The 11142-nt window shown below is 55.1% G+C and carries 13 protein-coding genes; 6 read left to right on the forward strand and 7 right to left on the reverse strand.

The features are described 5' to 3' along the window. The first annotated feature begins 130 nt into the window (after positions 1-130). The 3 genes from AAAX72_RS03355 to dut are packed head-to-tail and all read left to right on the forward strand — an operon-like array spanning position 131 to position 1523. Positions 131-580 carry a LysM peptidoglycan-binding domain-containing protein gene (locus tag AAAX72_RS03355; RefSeq protein WP_035138484.1) on the forward strand — a complete coding sequence of 150 codons (450 nt, stop codon included), beginning with the start codon at positions 131-133 and terminating at the stop codon, positions 578-580. Between the two features lie 51 nt (positions 581-631). After that, positions 632-1075 carry a transcriptional regulator NrdR gene (gene nrdR / locus AAAX72_RS03360; protein WP_022093781.1) on the forward strand — a complete coding sequence of 148 codons (444 nt, stop codon included), beginning with the start codon at positions 632-634 and terminating at the stop codon, positions 1073-1075. A 4-nt stretch (positions 1076-1079) separates the two neighbouring features. Continuing rightward, positions 1080-1523 carry a dUTP diphosphatase gene (gene dut, locus AAAX72_RS03365; protein WP_349129021.1) on the forward strand — a complete coding sequence of 148 codons (444 nt, stop codon included), beginning with the start codon at positions 1080-1082 and terminating at the stop codon, positions 1521-1523. A 464-nt stretch (positions 1524-1987) separates the two neighbouring features. Here dut and AAAX72_RS03370 read toward each other — a convergent pair whose 3' ends face one another. After that, positions 1988-3289 (reverse strand): glycosyltransferase, encoded by a 1302-nt coding sequence (locus AAAX72_RS03370; RefSeq protein WP_349129022.1) that lies wholly within the window; start codon positions 3287-3289, stop codon positions 1988-1990. A 117-nt stretch (positions 3290-3406) separates the two neighbouring features. Here AAAX72_RS03370 and AAAX72_RS03375 point away from each other — a divergent pair, with 117 nt between their 5' ends. Both AAAX72_RS03375 and AAAX72_RS03380 read left to right on the forward strand, forming a co-directional pair. Beyond that, the gene (locus AAAX72_RS03375; RefSeq protein ID WP_349129023.1) at positions 3407-4345 is read left to right on the forward strand and encodes an FAD-dependent oxidoreductase; all 939 of its coding nucleotides are present in this window, start codon (positions 3407-3409) and stop codon (positions 4343-4345) included. A gap of 160 nt (positions 4346-4505) precedes the next feature. Continuing rightward, a complete protein-coding gene (locus AAAX72_RS03380) occupies positions 4506-5117 on the forward strand; it encodes a DUF1836 domain-containing protein (protein WP_349129024.1) in 612 nt (203 codons plus the stop codon). 71 nt (positions 5118-5188) lie between these two features. Here the strand turns inward: AAAX72_RS03380 and AAAX72_RS03385 are convergent, their stop codons facing one another. The 6 genes from AAAX72_RS03385 to AAAX72_RS03410 all read right to left on the reverse strand — a co-directional run bounded on the left by AAAX72_RS03385 (position 5189) and on the right by AAAX72_RS03410 (position 10042). Next, positions 5189-6055: a DegV family protein gene (locus AAAX72_RS03385; RefSeq protein WP_349129025.1), complete on the reverse strand. Its 867-nt coding sequence runs from the start codon at positions 6053-6055 to the stop codon at positions 5189-5191. A gap of 168 nt (positions 6056-6223) precedes the next feature. Next, positions 6224-7351, reverse strand: coding sequence for an NlpC/P60 family protein (locus tag AAAX72_RS03390; protein ID WP_349129027.1), 1128 nt, complete (start codon positions 7349-7351; stop codon positions 6224-6226). 32 nt (positions 7352-7383) lie between these two features. Beyond that, complete coding sequence (locus tag AAAX72_RS03395) at positions 7384-7914, reverse strand: adenine phosphoribosyltransferase (RefSeq protein ID WP_349129028.1); 531 nt, start codon at positions 7912-7914, stop codon at positions 7384-7386. 40 nt (positions 7915-7954) lie between these two features. Beyond that, entirely contained in the window at positions 7955-8833 is an 879-nt protein-coding gene (locus tag AAAX72_RS03400) for a MerR family transcriptional regulator (RefSeq protein ID WP_035138472.1), read from the reverse strand. A gap of 3 nt (positions 8834-8836) precedes the next feature. Continuing rightward, positions 8837-9271, reverse strand: a complete 435-nt coding sequence (locus AAAX72_RS03405; protein ID WP_006236002.1) for an FHA domain-containing protein — start codon at positions 9269-9271, stop codon at positions 8837-8839. Between the two features lie 66 nt (positions 9272-9337). Then, a complete protein-coding gene (locus AAAX72_RS03410) occupies positions 9338-10042 on the reverse strand; it encodes a CDP-alcohol phosphatidyltransferase family protein (protein WP_260699275.1) in 705 nt (234 codons plus the stop codon). Positions 10043-10628: 586 nt separating this feature from the next. On the opposite strand from AAAX72_RS03410, the gene AAAX72_RS03415 reads away from it, so the two are divergent. Then, on the forward strand, positions 10629-11021 hold the full coding sequence (locus AAAX72_RS03415) for a hypothetical protein (protein ID WP_349129030.1): 393 nt from the start codon (positions 10629-10631) through the stop codon (positions 11019-11021). The last annotated feature ends 121 nt before the right edge of the window (positions 11022-11142 follow it).

The raw sequence follows: 11142 nt of genomic DNA on the forward strand, positions 1-11142 counted from the left end.
TTCGAATTTTGCTTGACAGGAACAACTGTTCGAAGATAATAATAACCGAACATTCGTTCTCGCGCTAGACATTTTTGTCCGCGCGGCTTGATAAAACTGTTCTCAGCAAAACACGCGAGAGGAGAACATGATGAACGCAACGAATATGGTCCAGGGAAACCTCGCCCTTAAGCTCGAGACGCCTGCCGCGCCCGCTTTTACTGTTGTCAAGGGTGGACGTTCCGGTTATCAGCCTTTGCCCGTAAAGTCTGCTCGCACTCAGTATGCTGTTGCCGCGCCGACTCCCGCTGCCCTGAAGGTCTCGACGATTGTTGCCGTCGCCGTTGCGCTCACGCTCTTTTTTGTCCTCGCTACGTCGGTCTTTAGCGCTCGTCACGCCGCGTATGCCGAGTCCGTTTCCAACGTTACCTACGAGACCATTCGCGTTCAGCCTGGTGATTCTCTTTGGTCGCTTGCCGAGGAATATCCAATCGAAGGCCTTTCCACGCAAGAGACTTCCGACATGATCCGTAACGTCAATCATCTGGAGCATGGTTCGCTCGCCGCCAGTGCGCATCTTAAGGTTCCTGCTCGTTCGTAATCATTATCGCGCTGCGCATGGTACTCTTGTTATCGTTTAAGAGGAGGTACCATGCGCTGTCCTAAATGCGGCAAGGCACATACCCGCGTCGTTGATTCCCGTATGCAGGAGTCAAATAACACCATTAAGCGCCGTCGCGAATGTTGCTCGTGTAACTACCGCTTTACAACGTTCGAGCGATGCGAAGACCCAATTGAGGTCATTAAGTCGGACGGAACTAAGCAGCGGTTCGATCGCAATAAGCTGCTCGTCGGCTTGATGCGTGCCACCATCAAGCGCGATATCGACACTAAGAAGCTCAATGAGATTATCGACGATATCGAGGTCGAGCTGCGCTCTCGCACGCTGACGGCCGTCACGTCGCATGAGTTGGGTGACATGGTGCTCAAGCGCTTGGCCAAGATCGATAAGGTGGCGTACATCCGCTTTGCCTCGGTCTACCGCGATTTCAAAGACGTCGATGAGTTTCTGCAAGAGCTCGACAAGCTAAGGTGATTCCATGTCCTGCATTACCGTCAACATAAAGCGTCTCGACCCCACCGTCGAGCTTCCCAAATACGCCCATCCCACCGATGCCGGCTTGGATCTGCGCTCCAACGAGGACTGCGTCCTGAAGCCCTTCGAACGTCGTCTGGTCTCTACCGGGCTGGCCATCGCCCTGCCCGATGGCTACGCCGGCTTCGTCCAGCCCCGCAGCGGCTTGGCCATCAAGCAGGGCCTGTCTATAGTCAATACGCCGGGCCTCATCGACGCCCACTACCGAGGAGAACTCAAGGTTATCCTCATCAACCTGGATCCCTCCAACAACATCCAAATCAACAAAGGCGACCGCATAGCCCAACTCGTCATCCAAGAAGTCCCCACGGTCAACCTCATAGAAGTAGAAGAACTAGACGAAACCGACCGAGGCAAAGGAGGCTTCGGCTCCAGCGGCGTCGCTTAGTCTTTTGCTTCGTTGAACGGAGTGCCGTAATGTCCGCTCGCCCCTGGGATGCCCCTATATATCATCCCGTGCTCAAACATTCTCGCTGCGCTGCGAAACTGCGCGCGGGACGATATATAGGGGCCTCCCAGGGGCGAGCTACGTTTACATGCTCGCAATCGGTTATGGCTTCCCATCTGAAGCCTAATGCTGTATCTAGAAGCTGTGTCTAACAAGTAATCCGATCTGACAAAGAGACGGCTCCTTTGTCAGATCGGATTACTTTGATTTCTTGTTTTCGAGTTTCCCTTCGCTGCTTTTAGTAGGCTAACCGATATGGCTGCTAGTGCGTACGTATAGCCGTGGCGCAGGCCGCCCACACATATCGTTCCACGCGCAGTTTCGCAGCGAGCGAAGCGAAGCGAGAATGTTTGAGCATGGAATGATATGTGTGGGCGGCCTGCGCCACGGCGGACAGTCCGGTGCTAGCGGATATGCGCGGGTTTTCCGCCCCAGTAGAAGCGGCAGAAGGCTCGTTTGCGCTTTTGGGGTTTGCCTACGAGCTCCATGGTGGCGATGGCTATGTCTTCGGCTGCGTGGGGGCGGCGTAGTACTTCGCCGTTGATGAGTAGGGCTTTGAGCGATTCAGGGTGGTCGTGCAGGTGACGAAGCGTCACGATGAGTTCTCGTGCGGTGGTGACATGCATGCTGGCGCCCATGCCGGTGAGCATTGTGGTGTTGGCCTTTTCCTGACCGTATGATTTGCCCAGCAGGATCATCGGCAGATGAGCGCACAGGCACTCGGTGACCGTGAGTCCGCCTGATTTGAGGATTGCCAGGTCGCAGCCGTGCATGAGGGCCGCCATGTCGTCCACGTAGTCCAGAACCGTGACGTTGTCGAGCTTCATGGCGTCGAAGAGCGTCTTGAGTCGGGCGGCGTATTCCTTATCTTTGCCCGGTAAAAAGACAAAGTGCATGTCTTCAAAGCTGCGTAAGAAGGGGAGCGTGTGGTCCATCGCGGCACGGAAACGCACGTATGGTTGGGGCAAACTGGCGCCGGCCATCACCAATACGACGGTTTTGTCTATGGGGAGATTGAACTTGCTCAGCTCATCCTCGCGTTTGTAATCGGTATCGAAACCGGCTCGGATGGGGATGCCCGTTATGCGGATCTTTGACTCGGGAACTTTGCGCGGGCGCAGCGTTTCGGCCATAAACTCGTTGGCCACGCAGAACAGGTCGGTGTCCTTGTGGGGCCAAAAGCCTTCGACTTCATAGTCTGTTGGTACGCAGATGACCGGATAATCGATACCTGTGATGACGCGGGCGCCCACGGCAACATTGGCTGCTGTGATGTGCGTTGCGACCACGGCTATAGGCCTGCGACGACGAATATATTCGTTGAAGGCGGGGAACATAATTCGCGACCATGCCGTGCCGCCACCCCAGAGAAGATGTCCCGTAAGCGTATATCGCCAGGTCAGGTCGTAAATGGGGCGTGTGGCTCCCGTAAAAGAAGCCGCGGTCTTATTGCCGTCGAATTTAATACGTCCAAAATCAAGGATATCGAGCACTTCAATTTCAATATTCTCAGGGATTCCCTTGGTGCCGCGGATAAGGTCAAATGCTTGTGCAATCGCGTTGGCGGCGGCTTTGTGGCCCGATCCAACCGATGCGTGCACAATGGTTACCAGGGGTTTTTGTGTATGTGAAACGGTCATTTGCTCCGGTTGGGGAGTGGCTTGCATGGGCAGGGGAGCGCTATTGCTCGTCTGCGTTTGATCCATCGATAACTCCCCTTCAGCTTTGTTACGCGATTTATCATTGTAGTGCATGAGTGTCATGTTCACGTAAATTTGGGTATGAGCGCAAAGAACGACAACGTTTCGACGAGAGGATTCTTCATGACTACCGATCAGCCGATTGATGTTGCGATTATCGGTGGAGGCCCCGCGGGCTATGCTGCCGCCATTTACGCTGCGCGTGCCAACCTGACGACGACCGTGATTGAGCAGGGCATGTCGGGTGGACAGATCGCCACGACCAATGAAGTCGAGAACTATCCGGGCATTCCGCTCTTGAGTGGCGCCGAACTCGGCGAGCGTTTTCAGCAACATGCAGAGGGGCTGGGAGCGCAGGTTACATGGAGCATGGTTACGGGTATCGATTACGATGCCGATGCAGCGCTGTTTACGGTGCATCACGATATGGGCGATACGCTTGCCTCGAGCGTTATCGCTTGCATGGGTGCCACGCCGCGATCTGCTGGTTTCACTGGCGAGGATACGTATCGCGGTCGTGGCGTTTCGTATTGCGCGACGTGTGACGGCATGTTCTTCCGTGGCAAGCAGGTTTTTGTCATTGGCGGCGGCAATGCTGCCTGTGAGGAAGCCCTGTTCTTGTCAGAAATCGCCAGCAGCGTGACCATCGTCTTGCGTCGCGATCAGTTCCGTGCACCTGATGGTGTTGTTCAGAAGGTACTCGAAAAGGACAATATTACAGTTAGGTACCAAACTAGTATTGTTGAACTTTCTGGTGAAGCGATGCCCACGACAATTACATTCAAGGACAATGCGACTGGTGAAATGCACACTGAGTCCTTTGAACCTGGCTCTTTTGGCATCTTTGTCTATACGGGGACGCAGCCACATACCGAGCTTGTTGAGCATCTAGTCGATCTGGCGCCTGATGGCGGCATTCTGACTGATGAATCCATGGCGACCCGCACGCCAGGTCTATTTGCTGCTGGCGACATCCGTTCCAAGCGCTTACGTCAGGTTGTGACCGCCGTTTCTGACGGAGCCATAGCAGCAACGAGCGCATACGCGTTTCTCCGCGGATAAGTACGATAATATATCTTATGTAATGTTGCTATCTTTAAAACAAAGTGGTTGGACGGCGCATCAATGCAATGTGCTGCCCAATCACTTTTACTTTCCTGCTATATAGTATGCAAAACTAGATAACCTAGAATACAATATAGCTAATGAACGGAGGATCCTTATGAACCACGCCAAACGTGTTATCCCGATGTCCGATTCGTCGGTCAGCATTAAGCCTGAGGATATTCAGCCCACTGTGCTGCCCGATGCATTTATTCAGTCCGATATCGTGCGCAAACTCAATACGTTGAGTCTGCCGCGCTATGACCAGTTGCCCAATGTGACGCTCTACCGCGACCAGGTCATTGAGTATGTTGCGCTGTGGATGGAGCCGCTGTCCATTTGCGTTGAGCAGCCTGTCATTACGCCCTCGATGATCAATAACTACGTGAAGGTCGGCCTGGTGCCTGCTCCGGTCAAAAAGCAATATGGCCGCGAGCAGATTGCCCGCCTGATCGCTATCTGCATCTTTAAGCAGGTGCTACCTATTGCTGCGGTGCAGGCGCTCTTTAACATTCAGCGTTTGAGCTACGATGCCCCGACGGCCTTCGACTATGTGGTCGATCAGCTCGAGGCATCGATTCGTTCGACGTTTTCTGTCGAGCAGACGCCGGTTCCCGATACGGCGCATCAGGTAACGCGTGAGTCGCTGCTTGTGCGCAGCGCGGTTTCATCCTTTGTTTCGAAAGCGTACCTGATGAGCTATCTCAAGTTCAACGGGTTTAATAGCTAGCCGACGTATAAAACGGGCGGGACAAAGAGCCATCTGTCGCTTTGTCCCGCCCGTATTTTGCTGGTTGGACTTTATTTGCCCGAAGCTACGCCCATGCCATAGCCGATGATGAGGCCGTGCATCTCGGCGTAATAGGAATCCAGGCCATTGCAGGGCATAATGATGGTCTTGGAGTCGGGCCAATGCTCAATAATGCGATCGGCCAGCGCCTGGGCGCTCGATGCGTTCTCCACATGGTCGATGACGACCTCACCGCCCGTAAAGCCCTCGGCTTCCATAGTGTCGATGATCTTGTTGAGCATCTTCTTTTCGCCACGCGTGTGCCCCACGAGTTCGATTTTACCGGCCTCACTCGCCGTGCCCAAAATGCGGATATTGAGCTTGTTGGCAATGACGCCAGCTGCCTTAGGGATACGTCCGGCTTTGGCGAGGTTTTCGTAATTGCACAAACTGAAGAGGATTTTGCTGTTCTGTTCAAGGCTATCGAAGTATGCGCAAGCATCCTCGAATGAGACATTCGGATTGCTTGCAAGATAGCGGTCGAACAGCAAGAAAATGAGGTCCATTTTGCCGCCAGCTGCGCGTGAATTGACTAGATGAATCTGTCGGTCGGGCTCCTCGGCAAGAACCATATCGCGAGCCGTGGCTGCTGCGTTGTAGCTGCCCGACACGCCCTCAGAGATCGGCATGCAGATGGTCTTGTCTGCCAATTTGAAGAGCTCGGCCCACTCCCCTACGCTGGGACAAGCGCTCGAAGAAGCGTTCGTCTCCGCCTGAACAGCGCAGTTGAGCTCATGAACATCGAGCGAAAGGTCATCGACGAATTCACGCTCCCCCACTCGAATTTTGAGGGGCGCAAATGCAAAGGTGGTATGGGGCGCGGTCGGTTGCCAATCACGGAGGTTGCAGCTTGAATCGGAGATAAGTGCCCAGCTCATAGAGGGTCCTTTCTAATTGTTCATCAACAATTATAGCCTTCTTGCAAACCGAATGGACGGCTATCTAGTTTTGAATACTAGATAGCCGTCTAAGATGAGAGAGAAAAAAAGAATGGACCTCGCGACTTAAAGCCACGAGGTCCACATCCACACGCTGTGTAAGATGACTTAGTAGCGTACGAAGATGTAGTTATTGTTCATGCCGGCGGCAACGGAGCTGATGATAACACCCGTGTTGTAGTCGGAAGCATGAATCATCTGACCACCACCGATGTAAATGCCGGTGTGGTATGAGTTGACCACAACGTCACCGGGCTGCGGATCGGACACACGCGTCCAGCCCATAAAGGTGCCCGTGGTGCCCAGGCGGCAATAGCGACCAGTGAGGCAATAACTAACAAAACCAGAGCAGTCGAAGCTGTTCGGGCCAATTCCGCCCCAGGAATAAGCACAACCAAGCTTGCTGTATGCACGCGAGACAACAGAACCGCCATCGACGGACTGGCTCGGAGCAGAAGGCGTCGGAGCCGGAGCAGGCGTGGAGGGCTGCGGCGTCGGAGCAGGTGCCGGCGTAGGAGCCGGAGTGTTGCCGCCCTGGTTGTTGTTATTGCTGGTCTGGCCACCGTTGTTGGTGTTCTCGGTCGTACCGGCAGTCTCGTTGCTCACCGTGGCTTTCTCGGCGGTGCTGGCGTTGATGCCGGCCTGCAGCGCGGCGTTGGCTTCGGCCTCGGTGGCTAGTTCGGCCTGCAGCTGTGAATCCAGAGAGTTTACGACGTTCTGGGCTTCAGCCTGCTGGGCGTTAAGCTCGTCGACCTTCTTTTGCGTGGCGGCGACGTTCTTTTCCTGCTCGGACTGCTTATCGGTGAGCTGCTGCTTAAGTTCCTTGACCTCTTGAATGGTCTGAGCTTGCTTATCAGAAACTTTGCCGTAGTAGAACAGACGATTGAGCATATCGCTCAGGTCATCGACACCCGTCAGAACCTGAAGTAGGCTCAGACCGCCGGTTTTGTACTCACCGGCGACATAGGTCGAGAGCTTGGCCTGACCATCGGCGATCTCCTGCTGCTTTTGCGTGATCTCGCCGGCAGTCTGATCGAGCGCCTGCGTCTGCGTGGCGAGCTCATCGTAAATCTGCTGAGTTTGGGTACCGATCTGCTCGAGCTTAGTACGAGCAGCGGCAAGGTCGGATGCGGTATCGGCGTAGGCAGGAGCCGCGAGGCCCAAGCCCAAAACACAAGCGATGGTTGCCGTAGCAGCGCAGCGTGCCATGTTTTTGTGCGTGTTTGCTGTGCGCATGTAGCTTCCTTTCCAGTAACTAAGGGTAACGGCTAGTCCACCGTCACCAGGCTAAAGAGCTCCACATCGTCATTAGACGGCGTGAGCTTCTCGCGCGGGTTGAGAAACGCAAGCTCAAGGATACAACCGTAACCGACAAGCTTTGCGCCTATATCTCGCACCAGTTTACCTGTTGCCTCGACGGTTCCGCCCGTCGCGACCAAGTCGTCCAGAATCAACACGGTATCTTTAGAGCTGATAGCGTCGGCATGGATCTCAATTGAATCGGTGCCGTACTCGAGCTCGTAGCTCTGGCTTACGGTCTCACGCGGCAGCTTGCCCGGTTTACGTGCGGGAACAAAGCCAGCGCCAAGGGCTACAGCCACCGGTACGCCAACCATAAAGCCGCGAGCCTCGGGACCCACGACCTTGGTGATTCCCATGCCGGCAAAGTGCTCGGCGAGGGCATCGGTCATGGCTTTGAGCGCCTCGGGATTGCCAAAGAGCGGCGTGATGTCCTTAAAGATGACTCCGGGCTCGGGATAGTCGGGGATATCGACGATTTGAGATTCGAAGTCGTACATTGCATGACCTTTCAATGGGTTGCCGAAATTTCAGCAGCGGTTATATGCCCGCGGTGGCGGTGCCGGATTGCGAAGGGGCGACGACCTTAAGCGGCTTTACGAGAGAATCCTCGTGCGAAGCCGGCGCGGCTGTCTCTTCGTTTTTGGCCTTGGTGGACTCGGAGCGAGTGATTTCCTCATCGAGTGCATCGATGTCGGCGTCCTCGACCACGGCGTTGAGCGACTCAAAAACGCGGTTCTTGAGCAGCGCGGTGTGCACGCCCTCCGTCAGGTCGTGAAGCTTCTTAAACGCACGCTCGAGCTTGGCGTCGCGCTCGTCATCGGAGGTATCCATTCCGAGCATGCTCACGAGCACCTGCTCAAACATCGAGGACTCGCGGTTGGCGGAAGACACGTACTGACGCAGGTTGCGCGGCTCGATATGGAAGCGTGACAGCTCGGAGCAGTAGCGGATGATCGGAAAATCGCGACCATCGACGAGCTCACGATTCTGTGGACTCTTGATGATGCGAATGAGGTCGTTCTCGGCGAGCGAGCGGATAAACGAAATCTCGACGCCCAACATATCGGGAATGGTCTCGATGGGATGCAGCTTTTGTTTAGTCTCCTTGGGCTCCGTCTTGAGAGGAACATCGGACAGCAAGCCCACCTCGTAGGCGAGCGTTGACAGGTCCGTGGCGTTTTCCAAGCGCTGCTTAATCACGTTGAGCGGCATGTAGCGGGTCTTCTGCAAGTGCAGGATGACCTCCAGGCGATCAACGTCCTCCTTGGAGTACTGACGGTATCCCTTAGGCGTACGATGAGGGGTAATGAGCCCCTCATCCTCTAGAAATCTAATTTTTGAGTTCGAAAGATCGGGGTATGCGCCTCGAAGTAGGTTGACGACTTGGCCGATACTCAGATAGTTGCGTTCGGCCATGCCCTACTCACCGGTTTCGATGCGCTCCGGCGTGCTCTCGTGGTAGATGAGCGTAAACGTACCGATCTGGACGGAAGAACCGTCGTGCAGCGGGGCTGCATTGACGATGGCACCGTCGACCCAGGTGCCATTGAGCGAGCCCAAGTCCTCGATGCGAGCGCCGAGGCCCTCGCGAATAATGCGCGCGTGGCTGCGCGAAACGGTCATGTCATTGAGGAAGATGCCGTTTGCAGGATCGCGGCCGATGGTGGTCACGTCGTCCTCGAGCTCAAAGGCGGCACCAGTCTGCGGACCCTTGACGATGGACAGAACGGGGGCGGTGATGCGCACGTTGGCCATGAGGTCGGGAACGGTGACGTCGCTTGAAGGCACGCGGAATACGCAGGTAGCGTCAGCAGTCTTATCATTCTGAGGCATATTGTTAACCATGTTGTCCATGACAACCCCTAACTTATCGCGGACGTGCCGCAAATAATGAACCGTACGTAATCATACCCCAACGAATCAGTCTTCGATTTCAGGGTTCAGAAAGTCGATGTCCTCATCCTCGGGATGCGTGAGAGCCTGTTTAATGGCCGCTCCGCCCTTAATGGAGTAGATGACAGCCGTGAGCATGGAGAAGATCACGCCGCCGTACACAAAGAAGATGCCGAGGGGCACCGAGCTTCCGTTGAGGCCCGGGAAGGCCGTGAGGGTTGAAGGTAAAAGTTGCAGGCCGTCAACAACGGGGAAACCGAGCAGCATGAGCGAGAATCCGGTCATGAGCAGCGCTGTGGCAATCTTTCCGGGGAAGACGACATCGATGGGGCGACGGTGATAATGACGAACGATAAGCGTGCCGATGCCCAGATAGATGTCGCGGCCAATAATGAGCACGCAGACCCAGATGGGCAGCTCTCCGCGAACCACCAGTCCCAGTACACCGGTGAACAGCAGCGCGCGATCACAAATTGGATCCATGACCTTGCCAAGCCACGAGACCGTCTTGGTCATGCGGGCGATCTGGCCGTCCATCCAGTCGGTGGAGGCGGCAACGGCGTAGATAACGATGGCGATGACGCGGTTGTTATCCGTCACAAACAGGTACAGAAATACCAGGGTGAGGATCAGGCGCGTAAAGGTGATGAAATTGGAGATCGTAAAGATCTTATTCGACGGGTAATCGGAAGTGCCGATAAGCTCCTTTTTGATCTTCTTTTTGATGCCCACAGGACTCCCCCGCTGGTTAACGACAAAACTTTCGATACTATACCCGTTCCGGCGATGTCTATCCAGCGCAGCCATAGAGAGTCCAGACATGTGGAGGGCGCTATTAGGCGGGGGATTTCGCATTCGTGTACATCTGCCTCCAAACATGTCGAAAAATGTCGATTTTGGTGGCTAATGTACACGTTTTGATTCGGTGATTACATCGATCGGGAACGTTGTTACTTTAAGCAAAATAATCATGGTGATTAAAACAAAAAAGGTCAGGCACTAAGTGCCTGACCTGCAAACTTCTGGTCGGGACGACTGGATTCGAACCAGCGACCCCTTGACCCCCAGCGAGGTCAGAATGACCCTGACCTGTGCTTATTTTGTTAAAACACGCGCAGATAGCGCAAGTAGCGCATTTCCGCATTTGCAAATTTTACCAGCTCAGCTCGGTCTGTCCAGATAGCATATTTTCGGCTTCGAGGAGCGCGGTGCAGCCGATGATTTAATCAACGGGGGTAGGAGCCCCGAATCGTCGCCTCTCCGGGTTCCCGCAGGTGGGCCCGCCTGTTTCTAATCAACTGCGGATTTAGGAGCAGACATGCAGAACGAGAAATGCAGCAATAAAACCTTACGCGTATGCGGAGCCGGCGGCGTGAGGAAGAACAAGGGCAAATGGCAGGCTGTCGTGACGGTGGCCGACGAGATGACCGGGAAGAAGGTCCAGAGGACCAGGAACACCCGCGTGCCCTGCCTGAAGCAGAGCGCGCGGGGAAAGGCGGCGGCGATGCGCGTCCTCGCGGAATTCAGGTCGGAGGTCGAGCTGGAACTCGCCGAGGCCGAGGAGGCGAGGGCCGCTATCGGCGCCGGGCTTCCCGCCGAACAGCGGGATGACTACGCCGCGCTGCCGCTTTCCGAGGCGCTCGAGAAGTTCATCGACTTCTGCCTGGAGATGAACAGGATCACCCCGACGACCCGCGACGACTACTGTTAGCGCTACTGTAAAAACAACCAATTTCGCCATCGCACTTTAGCCGATTCCGCCAACGCAATTTCCCCAATCACGCCAACGCATTTTCACCATTTCCACCAACGCCGGGGCTTACGCTTCGACC

The sequence above is a fragment of the Collinsella sp. CLA-ER-H8 genome, from assembly GCF_040092335.1.
Taxonomy (GTDB): Bacteria; Actinomycetota; Coriobacteriia; order Coriobacteriales; family Coriobacteriaceae; genus Collinsella.